Raw genomic sequence first — 16,520 nt, 5'->3', positions numbered from 1 at the left:
GCGATTCCCTTGTCCTTCAATGGCTTGCCAATTCTGGCACGCCGGCTGCATTGATCACGGTGCAGCACCGATCCGGCCGCCCGACAAGGCCGGACGCCCATCCGACAGGACGAGGAGGAATCGCAATGCAGCAAACGCAGGCGGGCGATAGCCCGCAGGACGTTCTGGCGCGCAAGTTCGTGCGCGTCACCCATCGCCGGCCGGACGGGCTGGTCGAGTTCGAGTTCGCCATCGGCGAGCGCGCGCTGTTCGTCGAAATGATGCTGCCCGACCGGGCGTTCGACGAGTTCTGCGGCATCCACTCGGTCACCCGCATCGACGACGGGCAGGAAGCACCCGCCCTGTCCGCACGCCCCAGCTGAAACCCGCACCGGCCCGCGCCGCGGGCTTGCGCCGAAACCGGAGAACCTCATGCACATCGATCTGCGCACGGTGGCGATCACGCCACTGCGCCACACCTTCGACCACATCGCGCGGCGCATCGGCGCCGACAAGGCGGCCAGCCGCTACCAGGAAGGCACGCTGGACATCCAGCCCAGCGCCAACCTGCAGTACCGCCCGACCTGGGACCCGGCCCACCAGCTGTACGACCCGGCGCGCACCGCGATCGTGATGCAGGACTGGTACGCCTTCAAGGACCCGCGCCAGTTCTACTACGGCACCTACACGCTGGCGCGCGCCCGCATGCAGGAGGCGGCCGAAGCCGGTTTCGATTTCGTCGAGACGCGCGGCCTGGGCGACCTGATGCCGGACGACGTGCGCCGCCGTGCGCTCGACGTGCTGGTGCCGCTGCGCCACGTCGCCTACGGCGCCAACCTGAACAACGTCGGCATGTGCGCCTACGGTTACGGCACCGCAGTCACCCAGCCCTGCATGTACCAGGGCATGGACCATCTGGGCATCGCCCAGTACCTCACCCGCATCGGCCTGTGGCTGGCCGGCCCGGCTGAACTGGAAGACGGCCGCAGCCACTGGCTGGGCGACGGCCGCTGGCAGCCGCTGCGCCGTCAGGTCGAGAACAGCCTGGTGGTGAAGGACTGGTTTGAGCTGTTCGTCGCGCAGAACCTGGTGCAGGACGGTCTGCTGTATCCGCTGGTGTATGCGCACTTCGTCGACCGCCGGCTCAACGCCGAGGGCGGTGCCGCGGTGTCCATGGTGTGCGCCTTCATGAACGAGTGGTTCGCCGAATCCAGCCGCTGGGTGGACGCCACGGTGAAGACCGCGGCCGCCGAATCGCCGGCCAACGCGGCGCTGATCGCCGGCTGGCTCGCGCACTGGCGCGGCCGGGTGCGCGAGGCGCTGCTGCCGGTCGCGGAACTGGCCTTCGACCAGGACGGCGAAAAGGTGCTGGACACGGTGACCGAAGCGTTCGACGCCCGCGTCGCGAAGCTGGGCGTCGCGCTGAAGGAGGGCGGCCATGTCTAAGGTGTTCATCGCGTTGCAGGCCAACGAGGACAGCCGCTGCATCGTCGACGCCATCGTCGCCGACAACCCGGAGGCCACGGTCAATCTGCAGCCGGCCATGGTGAAGATCGACATGCCCGGCCGGCTGGTGATCCGCCGCACCTCCATCGAGGAGCGGCTGGGCCGCGACTTCGACCTGCAGGAAGTGCAGGTCCACCTGATATCGCTGTCCGGTCACGTGGACGAGACCGAAGACGAACTGACGCTGAGCTGGGACCGCTGAGGAGAACGCCATGGACATGAACGTAAAGAAGAAGCTGGGCCTGAAGGAAAAGTACGCGCTGATGACCCGCAGCCTGGGCTGGGAAACCAGCTACGAACCGATGGACGCGGTGTTCCCGCAGACCCGCTACGAAGGCATCCGGATCCACGACTGGGACAAGTGGGAAGACCCGTTCCGGCTGACCATGGATGCCTACTGGAAATACCAGGCGGAGAAGGAGCGCAAGCTATACGCCATCGTCGATGCCTATGCGCAGAATAACGGCCACCTCGGCGTGACCGACGCGCGCTACATCAATGCGCTGAAGATATTCCTGTCGGCGGTGCCCTCGCTGGAATACAACGCGCACCGCGGCTTCGCGCGGCTGGGCCGCGAACTGCCGGGCGTCGGTCCGCAGATCGCCTGCCAGATGCAGGCCATCGACGAAATCCGCCACGCGCAGACGCAGATCCACTCGCTGTCGAACTACAACCGCTTCTACAACGGCTTCCACGACTGGAAGCACATGAATGACCGGCTCTGGTACCTGTCGGTGCCGAAGAGCTTCTTCGAGGACGCGTGCACCTGCGGCCCCTTCGAATTCATCATCGCCATCGGCTTCTCCTTCGAGTACGTGCTCACCAATCTGGTGTTCGTGCCCTTCATTTCCGGCGCCGCCTACAACGGTGACATGGGCGCGATGACCTTCGGCTTTTCGGCGCAGTCCGACGAGGCGCGCCACATGACGCTGGGGCTGGAGGTGATCAAGTTCATGCTGGAGCAGGATCCGGCCAACCTGCCCATCATCCAGGCCTGGATAGACAAATGGGTGTGGCGCGGCGTGCGCCTGCTGTCCATCGTCGCCATGCTGATGGACTACATGCTGCCCAAACGCATCATGAGCTGGAAGGAGGCGTGGGAGGTGTATTTCGAGGAGAACGGCATGGCGCTGTTCAAGGACCTCGCGCGCTACGGCATCAAGGTGCCGGACTGCGTGGAACTGATCAAGAAGGAGAAGGATCACCTGTCGCACCAGGCGTGGAATGCCTTCTACACCGCCGGCAAGATGACCAACTTCCACACCTGGCTGCCGACCGAGGAAGAGATGGACTGGCTGTCGTCCAAGTACCCGGACACCTTCGACCGCCTGTACCGCCCGCGCTTCGAGCACTACCGGGAGATGGAGAAGCAGGGCAAGCGCTTCTACAACACCACGCTGCCCATGCTGTGCCAGGTGTGCCAGATCCCGATGCTGTTCACCGAAGCCGACGACCCGACGCAGATCTCCTATCGCCAGGTCACGCACCAGGGCGACAAGTACCACTTCTGCTCCGACCACTGCCAGCACATCTTCGAGCGTGAGCCGGACAAGTACGTCGAGGCCTGGCTGCCGGCGCACCAGATCTGGCAGGGCAACTGCTTCGCCGAAGGCGCCGACCCCGGCGCGCCGGATTTCGATCCGCTGAAGTCGGTGCTCGATTACTGGCATCTGGTCTACGGGCGCGACAACCTCGATTTCGAGGGCTCGGAAGACCAGAAGAACTTTGCCGCCTGGCGTGCCCAGGCCACCCGGAACTGAGGAGACCGTCATGCCCGTCGTTGCCATTGCCCCCTATGTCGGCGTACCGAAAGACACGGTCGACCGCTTCCACGGAAACCAGCTGCTCTATGTCGGCTGGGACAGGCACCTCATGTTCTATGCGCCGGTCTGCCTGTGCCTGCCGCCGGCCATGACCTTCGGCGAACTGGTGCGCGGCCCGCTGGCCGAGGCGTGGTCGGTGCATCCGCAGTGGTCGTCCATCGACTGGTCGGCCGTGCGCTGGCTGCGTTCGGGCGAAGCGTTCGATCCGGATTTCGAGCGCTCGCTGGCCGACAACGGCATTGGCCACAAGGAAGTGCTGCGGCTGCAGACGCCGGGGCTCGAAGCCCTGCCGGGCGCGGTCTGAACGGAGCGGCGATGACCTATCAGCTCACGATAGAACCGCTCGGCCAGACGATAGAGGTCGAAGACGGCCAGACCATACTGGATGCCAGCCTGCGCGCCGGCATCTACCTGCCGCACGCCTGCTGCCACGGCCTGTGCGCCACCTGCAAGGTGCAGGTGGTGGACGGCGAGGTCGATCACGGCGAGGCGTCCAGCTTCGCGCTGATGGATTTCGAGCGCGAGGAGCGCAAGACCCTGGCCTGTTGCGCGCGACTGGAAAGCGACGTCACCATCGAAGCGGATGTCGAGGAAGATCCGGATGCCGAATCGATTCCGGTGCGCGACTTCACCGGCGAAGTGAGCCGCATCGAGGCGCTCACGCCCACCATCAAGGGCGTGTTCATCCGGCTCGACCGGCCGCTGCACTTCCAGGCCGGCCAGTACATCAATCTGGACATCGGTGCCGAGCCGGGCATGACGCGCGCGTTCTCGCTCGCGTCGCCACCGTCCGCCGCGCAGGGGCCGACGCACGACATCGAACTGAACATCCGCATCGTGCCCGGCGGCCGCGGCACCACCTGGGTGCACGAAGCGCTGAAGGCCGGCGACCGGGTGAAGCTGTCCGGGCCCTACGGCCGCTTCTTCGTGCGCCACTCGGCGGCGCGGCCTTCGCTGTTCCTGGCCGGCGGCTCCGGGCTGTCCAGCCCGCGCTCGATGATCCTGGATCTGCTGGAGCGCGGCGATACGCAGCCGATCACGCTGGTGTACGGTGCGCGCAGCCGCGACGAGCTGTACTACCACGATGAATTCGTCGCGCTGGCTGCGCGTCACCCGCAGTTCCGCTACCTGCCGGCGCTGTCCGACGAGCCGGCGGACAGCGGCTGGAGCGGCTTCCGTGGCTTCGTGCACGAGGCGGCGCAGGCCGCCTTCGACAATGATTTCCGCGGCTGGAAAGCCTATCTGTGCGGGCCGCCGCGCATGATAGAGGCCTGCATCGCCACACTGATGCAGGGGCGGCTGTTCGAGAAGGACATCTACTGCGAAAAGTTCGTGTCCGCCGCCGACGCCCAGCAGGTGCGCAGCCCTCTGTTCCGCAACATCTGAGAGCAATGGGTCCCGGCTGCTGGTTGCGCGCGAGCCGGCCTCCGGCACGTGAGCGATGTTCTATCGAGCACCCAGGCGCGGGTCATAGGTCCAGAGCCGAAGCTTGGTTGCCGCGATGGAACGAGCGTCCGGGTGCAGAGGGTTGATCAGTACGTTGTTTTCCTCTGGTACCAGCACGGAGGGTACGACGAGGAGTGCGGAGTCCATGCTGGCGAGCCATTCGTCGCCATGGTCCATCGACACCATCCCGGCGGGTCGGGCGTCCCAGCCGACGCCGGCTGTCTCGGCGGTGAGAACCCGTGCCCGCTGTATCAACGACTCCGGTACATCGATACGGACGAGATAGCGGTTCAACGGCAGACCTGCCGGCCCAAGATGAACCAGTGTCTCAAGACAGGCGAGCGAGACCGAACTGGCGGCGTAGACAATCGGTGAGCCTTTCCTGTGCCAGCGACCGTCACTGTGCTTGCCGCCCTCTCCGTTCAGATCCGAAGCCTGGTACGACGGGGTGTCGACTCCGATACGCCATACCGTGGCCAGTGCTTCGCTCAAGCGTACGCCCCAGTGACGTTACGTGAGAGCAGATCGGCGAGGATCTGCTGACCGGTCATCGTATCGAGGTAATCGATGGGCCGCGCACCGCCCAGCGCAGGATGGGGCTCATCGAGCCATTTTCTGGTCCAGCTCGCTGCGTCGAAATCTTCCGGGTTTCCGCTTTCCTCGACCATGGCCTGTACCTGACCGATCAGTCGCTGAAGGCCCAGCAGGCGCTCTGTCTGATCCGGAGCCAGTTGGGCATTCTCCCGGACTTTCCGGCGCACGGTCGATTCGGGAATGCCCAGTGCGCCTGCGATCCGGAGTGACGGCAGTTCGAGTACGTTGGCCAGCATTCCGATGTTGCGCGCCGGTACGCCTTGCCGGATCGAGTCACGGATGGTTAAACGGTCGGTCACGTAATACGCCTTGAAAAGCTTGTTCCAGCCGTCGCGATTCGTTGGACCCCGTCCTTCCGTAAAACGGGCCTGCATGTCAGCGAATGCGGCCGGAGTCTTGGCTTGCTTGACTACTTGACCAGACACCGGTCGCTTGCGGGTCGTCACATGTTTCGTTTCCGCCCTGGCCGGGAGGACGAATTTATGCGCCATGGGGCATCTCCTTGCAGGATCTCAGTATAGGTTTAGGCTTGGTTTTATTCAAATGGCCGGATTTATTCGATCATTTGGCGATAATTCGATCGTTTGTTTCAATACCAAAATAGTATTGAAATCAAAATAAAAGGTATTGGACGGTATAGAGAAGCGGCTCATAGACTGTTCTCAACCCGACCGTTCCGGTGCTCGCAGCGCCCGCAGGCGCGACCGGTCGGCCCACTCTCAACGGAGCATGCATGCGCGTCATCGATCACTTCATCGACGGTGAATACACGTCGAGTCTCAGCGGCCGGCAGTTCGAGAAGCGCTCGCCGGTCGACAACAGCCTGGTGGCCCGGATCAGCGAAGGCGGCCAGCCCGAGGTGGAGGCGGCGGTCGCAGCCGCGCGGCGTGCGCTGACGGGCGAGTGGGGCCGGCTCACGCTGGATCAGCGGGTCGATCTGCTGTACGGCGTGGCCAACGAAATCACCCGCCGCTTCGACGACTTCGTCGCCGCCGAAATGGCCGACACCGGCCAGCCGCAGCACGTGATGAAGCACGCCTTCATTCCGCGCGGCGCGGCCAATTTCAAGGTGTTCGCCGACGTGATCCGGAACGTGGCGAACGAATCCTTCCAGACGCCGACGCCGGACGGCCGCGGCGCGCTGAACTACACGCTGCGCGTGCCCAAGGGCGTGATCGGCGTGGTGTGCCCGTGGAACGCCCCCTTCCTGCTGATGACCTGGAAGGTGGGCCCGGCGCTGGCCTGCGGCAACACGGTGGTGGTGAAGCCGTCGGAAGAGACGCCGCTGACCGCCGCGCTGCTGGGTGAGGTGATGAATGCGGTGGGCGTGCCGCGCGGCGTGTACAACGTGGTGAACGGCTTCGGGCCGGATTCGGCCGGCGCCTTCCTGACCGCGCATCCGGGCGTCGATGCCATCACCTTCACCGGCGAAACGCGTACCGGTGAAGTGATCATGCAGGCGGCCGCGAAAGGCATGCGCGACGTGTCCTTCGAACTGGGCGGCAAGAACGCCGCCATCGTGTTCGCCGACGCCGATTTCGATGCTGCGGTCGACGGCGTGTTCCGCTCATGCTTCCTCAATTCCGGCCAGGTCTGCCTGGGCACCGAGCGCGTCTATGTCGAGCGCCCGCTGTTCGAGCGCTTCGTGCAGGCGCTGAAGGTGCGCGCCGAGTCGGTGAAATACGGCCGGCCGGAAGACCACGCCACCACTTACGGTCCGCTGATCAGTCATGAGCACCGGCGCAAGGTGCTGGGCTACTACCAGCGCGCGGTCGAGGAGGGCGCAACCGTGGTCACCGGTGGCGGCGTGCCCGACATGCCGGCCGATCTGGCCGACGGCGCCTGGGTGCAGCCGACCATCTGGACCGGCCTGCCGGAAACCGCGGCGGTGGTGCGCGAGGAAATCTTCGGCCCCTGCTGCCACATCCGCCCCTTCGACAGCGAGGCGGAGGTCACCGCGCTGGCCAATGACAACGAATACGGCCTGTCCACCACGATCTGGACGCAGGACCTCGCGCGCGCACACCGCATGGCGGCGGCGATCCAGGTCGGCATTACCTGGGTGAATGCGTGGTTCCTGCGCGACCTGCGCACCGCCTTCGGCGGCTCCAAGCAGTCCGGCATCGGTCGTGAAGGCGGCGTGCATTCGCTGGAGTTCTACACCGAGCTGCGCAACGTCTGCGTCAAGCTCTGACACTCTCTTTACGCACATCATGGACGCACAAAAGATCCAGGCTTACGGCGACGAGCTTTATGCGGCGCTGGTCGAGCGCCGCACGGTGCCGCCGCTGCTCGAGCGCGAACCGGACATCACGCTGGATGATGCCTACCGCATACAGCTGCGCATGGTGCAGCGACGGCTCGACGCCGGCGAAACCATCGTCGGCAAGAAGATAGGCGTGACCAGCAAGCCGGTGCAGGACTTCCTCGGCGTGTACCAGCCGGACTTCGGCCAGCTCACGTCCGGCATGGTGTATCGCGAAGGCGAGCCGATAGACCTCGGCCGGCTGATACAGCCCAAGGCCGAAGCCGAACTGGCCTTCGTGCTCAAGCACGACCTGAAGGGGCCGGGCATCACCGCGATGGACGTGATCCACGCCACCGACTACGTGGCGCCCTGTTTCGAAATCGTCGATTCGCGCATCACCGACTGGAAGATCCGCATCCAGGATACGGTGGCCGACAACGCCTCCTGCGGCGTGTTCGTGCTCGGCGAAACGCGCGGCGACCCGCGCCGGCTGGACATCACCATGGCCGGCATGGTGCTGGAGAAGAACGGCGAACTGCATTCGACCGGCGTCGGCGCCGCGGTGCAGGGCTCACCTGCCAACGCGGTGGCCTGGCTGGCCAACACGCTGGGCCGGCTCGGCATTCCGTTCCGCGCCGGCGAAATCATCCTGTCCGGTTCGCAGTCGGCGCTGGTGCCGGTGACCGGTGGCGACGAACTGGTGTGCACCGTCGGCGGGCTGGGCAGCTGCCGGGTGAAATTCACCGGAAGGAGTGCGGTATGAGCAGCGAGCTGACGCTGTCCAGGGAAGACATCGTGCGTCTGTGCGAGCGCGTCGAGGGCGCGCAGACCCGGGCATACGCCATCCCGAAGCTGACCGACGAATACCCGGCGATGACGGTGGCCGACGGCTATGCGGTGCAGGCCGAGCTGCGCCGCCGCTGGCTGGCGCGCGGCCACCGGCAGGTCGGCTGGAAGGTGGGCCTGACCTCGAAGGCCAAGATGGTGCAGATGGGCGTGAACGTGCCCAGCATCGGCTTCCTGACCAGCGATATGGCGCGGCCGGAGAACTCGGCCATTTCCACCGGCGACATGGTGCATCCGCGGGTCGAGTGCGAAGTGGCCTTCGTCACCTGTGCGCCGCTGGCCGGCCCCGGCTGCACCCGCGAACAGGTGCTGGCGGCCACCGATTACGTGCTGCCCGCGGTCGAGGTGATCGATTCGCGCTTTTCCGGCTTCAAGTTCGACCTGCCCAGCGTGGTGGCCGACAACGGTTCGTCCGCCCGCTTCGTCGGCGGTGGCCGTGCGCGGCGGCCGCAGGACATCGACCTGCGCACGCTGGGCGTGGTGATGGAGAAGAACGGCGAAATCGTGGCCGCGGCGGCCTCTGCAGCGGTGCTCGGCCACCCGGCGGACGCGGTGGCCATGCTGGTGAACATCCTGGCCGAACAGGGCGAAACGCTGCCGGCCGGCAGCTTCGTCATGAGCGGCGGCATCACCGAAGCGATCGCGGTCAAGGCAGGCGACTGCGTGATCGCGCGTTTCCAGGAACTGGGCGACGTATCGATGCGCTTCGTCGACTGACGCGCAGCGCACAAAAAGACAAGGAGGAGAACATGCCCATCATAGAAATGCACCTGATGACCGGCCGCAGCGTGGAACAGAAGCGCGCGGTCGCCGCCGCCATCACCGACGCGGTGTGCACCACGCTCGGCGTGAAGGCGGAAACCGTGCGCATCCTGGTGACCGAGCACGGCAGCGAAGACTTTTCGGTGGCCGGCGTGACCGCCGGACTGCGCAGCGAGAAGCAGCAGGTGCCTGAAGGCATCTGAGCACCCTCGGTGCGTGGTCGGCCGGTGGCCGGCGGCGCGTACATCGCCGGGCGTGTCGCGTCATGCGGCGGCCCAAACCCATGAATTGAAAGTGTTTTGACCTGCGTTTTCCACACGCGGAGGAGGGCTTTCAAACGCGCATGTACATACTTTTTCGGTATTGATGTAGCTGTCAAAAAGTATTGGACGGCATGGCTGGCCCCTCTTATTGTCAGATCAGACGACCCGAAAAAAGTCGTTCCCGGCGTCGGAAAGGCCCGCTTGCGGACCCTTCCGGCGCACCCGGCAGGCGCCGGCGAATCTGCACCGCACGCGGGGTATCGCGTGCATCGCCGAGCACCGGTTCCGGACCCGTCAGCCGACTGGATCGCCGCATGAAAGACGGCGTGCAGGGATCGGCTCCATAAAAAAGGAGGAGAGGTAATGTTCGAACGCATCCCGGGCGCAGGCCGCTGCCCCGCCCACCGGCAGGCGCTGCTGCTCGCCATCGCCGCCGCGTTTTCGGCACCGTCCGCGTACGGTTTCGAGATCGCCAACGACAATCCGGATCTGAAGATCCGCTGGGACAACACCTTCAAGTACAGCGCTGCCTGGCGGGTCGAGAACCGCTCGTCGGCGCTGGTCAACGACGTGGCGCCCGGCTCGGCCAATATCGACCTCGATGACGGTGACCGCAATTTCGACCGCGGCCTGATTTCGAACCGGATCGACGTGCTGAGCGAACTGGACCTCTCCTACAGACAGCGGGTCGGCGCCCGCGTCAGCGCGGCCGCCTGGTATGACAGCGTGTACAACCGCTCGAACGACCACGACAGCCCGCTGCGCGCCAACCAGACCTCGGTGCCGTTCAACGAATTCACCGATGCCACCGAAAAGATCCACGGTCGCAAGGCGGAACTGCTCGACGCCTTCATCTGGGCGAAGAACGAGGATGGCGGTTTCCGCCTCGGCCGTCACTCGGTGCTGTACGGCGAAACGCTGTTCTTCGGCGCCAACGGCATTGCCGGCGCCCAGCAGCCGGTCGACGTGGTGAAGCTGCTGTCGGTGCCCGGTTCGCAGTTCAAGGAAATCATCCTGCCGGTGAACCAGATTTCGGCGCAGTACCAGATCAAGAGCAACCTCTCGGTCGGCGCCTACTACCAGTTCGAATGGCGCAAGTCGCGCATCCCGTCGTCCGGCAGCTATTTCTCGACCGTCGATGTGCTGGGCATGGGTTCGGAAAACTTCCTGTTCGGCCCGGTCGGCCTGGCGCCGTCGGTGGCGCGGCTGGACGACCTCGACGCCAGGGATTCCGGTCAGGGCGGCGCGCAGCTGCGCTGGCGTCCGGAAGGCATGGACACCGAGTTCGGCTTCTATGTCGCGCGCTACCACGACAAGCTGCCGCAGGCCTATCTGCGCCCGCTCGGTGCGCTGGGCGTGCCGGGTGCGCCGGCCAACTTCCAGCACGTGTATCCGGAAGGCATCAAGACGTACGGCATGAGCTTCAGTACCGAAGTGGCCGACTTCAACCTGTCCGGTGAAGTGTCCTTCCGCCGCAACGCACCGCTGGTCAGCGCGCCGGAAATCGATGTCAGCCCGACCGGCAGCGCCGGCATCAACGGCGATGCGCTGTACGCCATCGGCAAGACCGCGCACGCCAACCTGTCGGCCATCTTCTCGTTCAACCGCACCGCCTTCTGGGACAGCGCGATGCTGCTGGCCGAAGTGGCGTGGAACCGCGTCACCAGCGTCACCCGCAACCGCGCCGCGCTCGATCCGAACTCGTCGCGCGACGCCTGGGGCCTGCGCTTCATCCTGGAGCCGAACTGGTTCCAGGCGCTGCCCGGCCTCGACCTGTCGATGCCGATCGGCGTCGGCTACAACCCCAAGGGCAATTCGGGTGCGGTGGCGCAGTTCAACGGCGGCGTGGAAAAGGGCGGCGACTTCAGCATCGGTCTGAACGGCCTGTATCAGCAGGTGTGGAAGGCGGGCATCCGCTACACCCACTACTTCGGTTCGGAAGGCCCGGCCGTGGTGCTGCGTCCCGACCTGACGCCTGACCTCACCTTCAAGCAGAGCCTGGCGGACCGCGATTTCGTGTCCGTCACGCTGCAGCGCTCATTCTGAAAAAAGACGGAGGACAAGACATGAAACTGATGAACGCACTGTCGGTGGCGCTGCTGTCGCTGACGACCGCAAGCGGCGCACTGGCTGCCGTGGGCGCCGATGAAGCGGCGAAGCTGAAAACCGAACTGACGCCGCTGGGCGCGGAGAAGGCCGGCAACAAGGACGGCAGCATTCCGGCCTGGACCGGTGGCTATGCCAAGGCGCCGGCCGGCTACAAGCAGGGCACGCCGCGCATCGACCCGTTCGCTGACGAAAAGCCGCTGTTCACCATCACCGCGGCCAATATGGCGCAGTACGCCGACAAGCTGGACGAAGGTCAGGTCTACCTGCTGAAGAAGTACCCGGACTACAAGCTCAACGTCTACAAGACCCACCGTACCGCGGCGGCGCCGGAGTGGGTGTACGAGGAAACCTTCAAGAACGCCACCCGCACCAAGCTTGAGGGCTTCGCCGTCAAGAACGCCTTCGGCGGCCCCCCGTTCCCGATTCCGAAGAGCGGCGCCGAAGTGGTGTGGAACCACAACCTGCGCGTGCATCCGGCCGGCATCGTGTGGCCGATGCACAGCTACGTGATCGACGCCAGCGGCACCTCGGCGCTGGCCACCGGTGCGGTGAATGAAATCCGCGTGCCGTATTACGAGAAGTCGGAGTCGGTCGAGTCGCTGCAGAAAGGTTATTACTTCGGCGTGCTGCAGTCGGTGAGCGCACCGTCGGTGCGCGCCGGCGAACTGCTCATGTTCCGCGACAGCCTGGACAACACCCGTGCCTCCTGGCAGTACCTGGTCGGCCAGCGCCGCGTGCGCCGCGCGCCCAATCTGTGCTGCGACACGCCCAACTTCGTGAACTCCGGGGTCGACTTCTTCGACCAGCCCTTCATCTTCTTCGGCCCGATGGACCGTTACGACTGGAAGATCGTGGGCAAGAAGGAAATGTTCATCCCCTACAACAACAACCGTCTGCTGCTGACGCCGCACAAGGACCTGATCGGCAAGAACTACACCAATCCGGACGCCGTGCGCTGGGAGCTGCACCGGGTGTGGGAGATCGAGGGCACGGTGCGCGAGGGCCAGCGTGACGTGCGTGCGCGCCGCAAGCTGTATGCCGACGAGGACAGCTGGACCATGGTGATCGGCAACACCTGGGACGCGCAGGGCCGCCTGTGGCACACCAGCGTCGGCTATCCGACCCTGATGCCGGAAATGCCCGCCGTCAATCTGCGTCACTGGGTCACGATGGATTTCATCAAGGGTTCCTACACGGTCACGCTGAACACCGACGAGAAGAGCCCGATCCAGATCGCCGAGCCGCCGCCGTCGGCCAACCTGCTGACGCCTGAAGGCATGGTCGTGCGCGGCGTGCGCTGAGACCGCAGGCATCCGCCCAAACGTTCCGGAGATTCAGGTGGCAAACCGACTAGGCGCGACGTGCGCACTCACCATCGCCGTGGGGCTGGCCTGCGCCGCGCTCGGCAGTTTCGCGGTCGATCTCGACCCGCTCGATCCGCTGGCCCAGCCGTCGGCGCAGTCGGCCAGCGCACCGGCCGCCTTCCTGGTGGCGGCCACGCGGGCTGGCGACCGGCTGGTGGCCGCCGGCGAGGCCGGCGTCATCGTGTATTCGGATGACAACGGCCGCAGCTGGAAGCAGGCCCGGGTGCCGGTCAGCGTGTCCATCACCGGCCTGCACTTCGCCACGCCCACCCAGGGCTGGGCGGTGGGCCACAGCGGTGTGGTGCTGGCCAGCGGCGACGGCGGCCAGAGCTGGACGCTGCAGCTGGACGGCAACCGCATCGCGGCGCTGCCTGAAACCGGCGGCGAGGTGGCGGCCGACGCGCCGCCGGCCAACCCGGGCGACCCGCTGCTCGACGTGTACTTCAGCGACCCGCTGCACGGCCACGCGGTCGGCGCTTTCGGCCTGCTGCTGAGCACCGCGGACGGCGGCAGGACCTGGGTGCGCCGCAACGGCGCGCTGCCTAATCCGGAAGGGCGCCACCTGTACGCCATCCGCCCGTCGGGCGATGCGCTGTACGTGGTGGGCGAAAGCGGTTCCATCTTCGTGTCGCACGACCATGGCACGTCGTTCGCCCGCGTCGAGTCGCCCTACGAGGGCAGTTTCTTCGGTCTGGCCAGCCCGCGGCCGGGCGAGCTGCTGGTGTTCGGCCTGCGCGGCAACGCCTTCCACAGTGCGGATGGCGGCGCCCACTGGAGCCGGATCGATGCCGGTACCGGTGCGTCATGGACCGGCGCTGCGCTGCTTGCAGCGGAGGGCGGACAGCCGGGCGTGCTGATGGTGAGCCAGTCCGGCGAGGTGGCGGTCAGCCGGGACGGTGGCCGCAGTTTCAGCGTGATGGACCAGCGGCTGCCGTCGCTGTCCGGGGTGGTGGCCACCGCGGACGGCCGGGCGCTGGCGACCGGCGTGCTGGGCGTGAAGGCATTCGACCTGCCGGCGCACGCGGGGCAGGGTGAAGGCGGACAGGGCAAGGGATCATGAAACACGACATTCATCGCGCGGGCGCATCCGCCTCTGACGAGGTGACCCGCTTCGACGCGCGGGCCGGCTCGTCCATCGAGCGCCTGTTCTTCAACAACCGGCTGTGGGTCATCGTGCTGTGCGCGCTGCTCACCGCCGTGCTGGGCTGGCAGGCGCTGTCGCTGCAGCTGGCCGCCAGCTTCGAGCGCATGCTGCCGTCGAACCACAGCTACATCGAGAACATGCGGGCCTACGGCAAGCAGCTCGCCGGTTCGGGCAATGTGCTGCGCATCGTCGTGGCCACCGAGCGCGACTCCATCTTCTACCCGGAATACATGGAGACGCTGCGCCGGATCAATGACGAGGTCTATCTGTACCCGGGCGTCGACCGCTCCTTCGTGAAGTCGATCTGGATGTCGGCGGTGCGCTGGGTGGGCGTGACCGAAGAGGGGCTGGAAGGCGGCGAAGTGATGCCGCCCGGCTTCGACGGCTCGCCGGACATGATGGCGCAGCTGCGCAAGAACATCGAACGATCGGGCCAGATCGGCCAGATCGTCGCCGCCGACTTCAAGTCCACGGTGATCCAGATGCCGCTGCTCGACGTCGACTTCGACTCCGGCAAGCCGCTGGACTACCTGGACATGAATCGCCGGCTGGAAGACCTGCGCGCCCGCCACGCGAGCGAGGACGTGCGCATCTACATCACCGGCTTCGCCAAGGTGAGCGGCGACCTGATGGCCGGCATGCAGCAGATCATCGGCTTCTTCGCAGTGGCGCTGGGCATCTGTACCGCGGTGCTGTTCTGGTACACCCGCTGCGTGCGCAGCACCGCGCTGGTGGTGCTGTGCTCGGTGGTGGCCGTGGTGTGGCTGCTCGGCCTGCTGCCGCTGCTGGGTTTCGAACTGAATCCGTACTCGATTCTGGTGCCCTTCCTGGTGTTCGCCATCGGCATGAGTCACGGCGCGCAGAAGATGAACGGCATCATGCAGGACATCGGCCGCGGCGCGCCCAAGCTGGTGGCGGCGCGGCTCACCTTCCGCCGCCTCTTCCTCGCCGGCCTGACCGCGCTGCTGGCCGACGCGGTCGGTTTCGCGGTGCTGATGGTGATCGACATTCCGGTCATCAAGGATCTGGCGCTGGCCGCCAGCCTGGGCGTGGGCGTGCTCATCTTCACCAACCTCGTGCTGCTGCCCATCCTGCTGTCCTATACCGGCGTCAGCGCGGCTGCCGCGGTGCGCAGCCTGCGGGCCGAGGCGGCGAACGACGAATCCGGGCAGGCGGTGAAGCATCCGTTCTGGGCCTTCCTCGATCTGTTCACCGAGCGCCGCTATGCCACGGTCGCGGTGGTGGTTGCCGCGCTGCTGGGCGTGGCCGGTCTGGTGGTGAGCTTCGAACTCAAGGTGGGTGACCTCGAAGCCGGCGCGCCGGAACTGCGCCCGGATTCGCGCTACAACCTCGACAACGCCTACGTGGTGAGCCGCTACGCTGCCAGCAGCGACGTCTACACGGTGATGATTCCGACGCCCAAGGGCCGCTGTTCGGAATACGCCACGCTGCTGCGCGTCAATGCGCTGGAAAGCCAGCTGCGCGCGCTGCCCGGCGTCGAATCCACGCTGTCCTTCGTCGGCACCGCGAAGAACGGCCTGGTCGGTTTCGCCGAAGGCAATCCGAAGTGGTACGAACTGTCGCGCGACCAGGCCAGCATCAATTCGGTGGCGCAGTACGCGCCGCGCGAAACGCTGGACGCGCAGTGCAGCTTCCTCACCATCCAGACCTTCCTGAAGGACCACAAGGCCGACACCCTGCTGTCGGTGTCAGCGGTGGTGGAAGCCTTCGGCCGCAAGTACGACAGCGAGGCGGCGCGCTTCCTGCCGGCCGCCGGCAACGCCGGCATCGAGGCGGCCACCAACGACGTGGTGCGTCAGGCCAACCGGCAGATGCTGGCGCTGGTGTATGCCGCGGTGGTGCTGCTGTGCTTCGTCACCTTCCGTTCCTGGCGTGCGGTGGTGTGCGCGGTGCTGCCGCTCATGCTCACCTCGGTGCTGTGCGAGGCGCTGATGGTGTGGCTGGACATCGGCGTCAAGGTGGCGACGCTGCCGGTGGTGGCACTGGGCGTGGGCATCGGCGTCGATTACGCGCTCTACGTGCTCACCGTGACGCTGGCTGGCCTGCGTGCGGGCGACAGCCTGTCCGGCGCCTATTACCGTTCGCTGCTGTTCACCGGCAAGGTGGTGGTGCTGACCGGTGTCACGCTGGGCATCGCCGTCGCCACCTGGGCCTTCTCGCCGATCCGCTTCCAGGCCGACATGGGCATCCTGCTGGCCTTCATGTTCCTGTGGAACATGTTGGGCGCGCTCATCCTGCTGCCGGCGCTGGGCCACTTCCTGCTGCGGCCGGCGCCCGCCACGCAGGCCGCAGGCGCCGACCCGCTGCCGCAGGCACGCGCCGCCTGAACCACCGGCCGGCGTCGCGCGGCGCCGGCCTCACCGATCAGCTCCTCCTCCGGTTCCTGCGCACATCCCGCTGCGACGGGCCTGGAGG

Annotated in this window: 16 protein-coding genes; 14 read left to right on the top strand and 2 right to left on the bottom strand. The window is 66.0% G+C overall.

Annotated elements, in window-relative coordinates; all coding sequences use genetic code 11:
• Positions 1 to 125: 125 nt before the first annotated feature.
• The 6 genes from METUNV2_RS0116400 to METUNV2_RS0116375 are packed head-to-tail and all read left to right on the top strand — an operon-like array spanning position 126 to position 4,694.
• Positions 126 to 362 (top strand): phenol hydroxylase subunit, encoded by a 237-nt coding sequence (locus METUNV2_RS0116400; protein ID WP_018230559.1) that lies wholly within the window; start codon positions 126 to 128, stop codon positions 360 to 362.
• A 49-nt stretch (positions 363 to 411) separates the two neighbouring features.
• Positions 412 to 1,425, top strand: a complete 1,014-nt coding sequence (locus tag METUNV2_RS0116395; protein ID WP_018230558.1) for an aromatic/alkene monooxygenase hydroxylase subunit beta — start codon at positions 412 to 414, stop codon at positions 1,423 to 1,425.
• The gene (locus METUNV2_RS0116390; RefSeq protein ID WP_018230557.1) at positions 1,418 to 1,687 is read left to right on the top strand and encodes an MmoB/DmpM family protein; all 270 of its coding nucleotides are present in this window, start codon (positions 1,418 to 1,420) and stop codon (positions 1,685 to 1,687) included. Before METUNV2_RS0116395 ends, METUNV2_RS0116390 begins: the two co-directional genes overlap by 8 nt.
• Positions 1,688 to 1,697: 10 nt before the next feature.
• Complete coding sequence (locus METUNV2_RS0116385) at positions 1,698 to 3,245, top strand: aromatic/alkene/methane monooxygenase hydroxylase/oxygenase subunit alpha (RefSeq protein ID WP_018230556.1); 1,548 nt, start codon at positions 1,698 to 1,700, stop codon at positions 3,243 to 3,245.
• Between the two features lie 10 nt (positions 3,246 to 3,255).
• Positions 3,256 to 3,612, top strand: a complete 357-nt coding sequence (locus METUNV2_RS0116380) for a phenol hydroxylase subunit P4 (protein ID WP_018230555.1) — start codon at positions 3,256 to 3,258, stop codon at positions 3,610 to 3,612.
• Positions 3,613 to 3,623: 11 nt separating this feature from the next.
• The gene (locus tag METUNV2_RS0116375; RefSeq protein ID WP_018230554.1) at positions 3,624 to 4,694 is read left to right on the top strand and encodes an NADH:ubiquinone reductase (Na(+)-transporting) subunit F; all 1,071 of its coding nucleotides are present in this window, start codon (positions 3,624 to 3,626) and stop codon (positions 4,692 to 4,694) included.
• Positions 4,695 to 4,754: 60 nt separating this feature from the next.
• Here the strand turns inward: METUNV2_RS0116375 and METUNV2_RS0116370 are convergent, their stop codons facing one another.
• Complete coding sequence (locus METUNV2_RS0116370) at positions 4,755 to 5,246, bottom strand: RES family NAD+ phosphorylase (protein WP_026188231.1); 492 nt, start codon at positions 5,244 to 5,246, stop codon at positions 4,755 to 4,757.
• Positions 5,243 to 5,839, bottom strand: a complete 597-nt coding sequence (locus tag METUNV2_RS0116365; RefSeq protein ID WP_018230552.1) for an antitoxin Xre/MbcA/ParS toxin-binding domain-containing protein — start codon at positions 5,837 to 5,839, stop codon at positions 5,243 to 5,245. Before METUNV2_RS0116365 ends, METUNV2_RS0116370 begins: the two co-directional genes overlap by 4 nt.
• Positions 5,840 to 6,081: 242 nt before the next feature.
• On the opposite strand from METUNV2_RS0116365, the gene METUNV2_RS0116360 reads away from it, so the two are divergent.
• The 8 genes from METUNV2_RS0116360 to METUNV2_RS0116325 all read left to right on the top strand — a co-directional run bounded on the left by METUNV2_RS0116360 (position 6,082) and on the right by METUNV2_RS0116325 (position 16,432).
• Positions 6,082 to 7,542 carry a 2-hydroxymuconic semialdehyde dehydrogenase gene (locus METUNV2_RS0116360; RefSeq protein WP_018230551.1) on the top strand — a complete coding sequence of 487 codons (1,461 nt, stop codon included), beginning with the start codon at positions 6,082 to 6,084 and terminating at the stop codon, positions 7,540 to 7,542.
• Positions 7,543 to 7,561: 19 nt separating this feature from the next.
• Positions 7,562 to 8,359 carry a 2-oxopent-4-enoate hydratase gene (gene dmpE / locus METUNV2_RS0116355; protein WP_018230550.1) on the top strand — a complete coding sequence of 266 codons (798 nt, stop codon included), beginning with the start codon at positions 7,562 to 7,564 and terminating at the stop codon, positions 8,357 to 8,359.
• Entirely contained in the window at positions 8,356 to 9,159 is an 804-nt protein-coding gene (dmpH, locus tag METUNV2_RS0116350; protein WP_018230549.1) for a 2-oxo-3-hexenedioate decarboxylase, read from the top strand. Before dmpE ends, dmpH begins: the two co-directional genes overlap by 4 nt.
• Positions 9,102 to 9,407, top strand: a complete 306-nt coding sequence (locus METUNV2_RS0116345) for a tautomerase family protein (protein WP_269745077.1) — start codon at positions 9,102 to 9,104, stop codon at positions 9,405 to 9,407. The genes dmpH and METUNV2_RS0116345 overlap by 58 nt, the downstream gene beginning before the upstream one ends.
• Positions 9,408 to 9,830: 423 nt before the next feature.
• A complete protein-coding gene (locus METUNV2_RS0116340; RefSeq protein ID WP_018230547.1) occupies positions 9,831 to 11,513 on the top strand; it encodes a DUF1302 domain-containing protein in 1,683 nt (560 codons plus the stop codon).
• A gap of 20 nt (positions 11,514 to 11,533) precedes the next feature.
• Entirely contained in the window at positions 11,534 to 12,877 is a 1,344-nt protein-coding gene (locus METUNV2_RS0116335; protein WP_018230546.1) for a DUF1329 domain-containing protein, read from the top strand.
• A 37-nt stretch (positions 12,878 to 12,914) separates the two neighbouring features.
• Positions 12,915 to 14,000 (top strand): WD40/YVTN/BNR-like repeat-containing protein, encoded by a 1,086-nt coding sequence (locus METUNV2_RS0116330; RefSeq protein ID WP_232415695.1) that lies wholly within the window; start codon positions 12,915 to 12,917, stop codon positions 13,998 to 14,000.
• Positions 13,997 to 16,432: an efflux RND transporter permease subunit gene (locus METUNV2_RS0116325; protein ID WP_018230544.1), complete on the top strand. Its 2,436-nt coding sequence runs from the start codon at positions 13,997 to 13,999 to the stop codon at positions 16,430 to 16,432. Before METUNV2_RS0116330 ends, METUNV2_RS0116325 begins: the two co-directional genes overlap by 4 nt.
• The last annotated feature ends 88 nt before the right edge of the window (positions 16,433 to 16,520 follow it).

The sequence above is a fragment of the Methyloversatilis universalis EHg5 genome, from assembly GCF_000378945.1.
GTDB classification, from domain to species: Bacteria; Pseudomonadota; Gammaproteobacteria; order Burkholderiales; family Rhodocyclaceae; genus Methyloversatilis; species Methyloversatilis universalis_A.
Note: the sequence above shows the minus strand (reverse complement) of the source record. Positions and strands in the feature narration are given on the sequence as shown.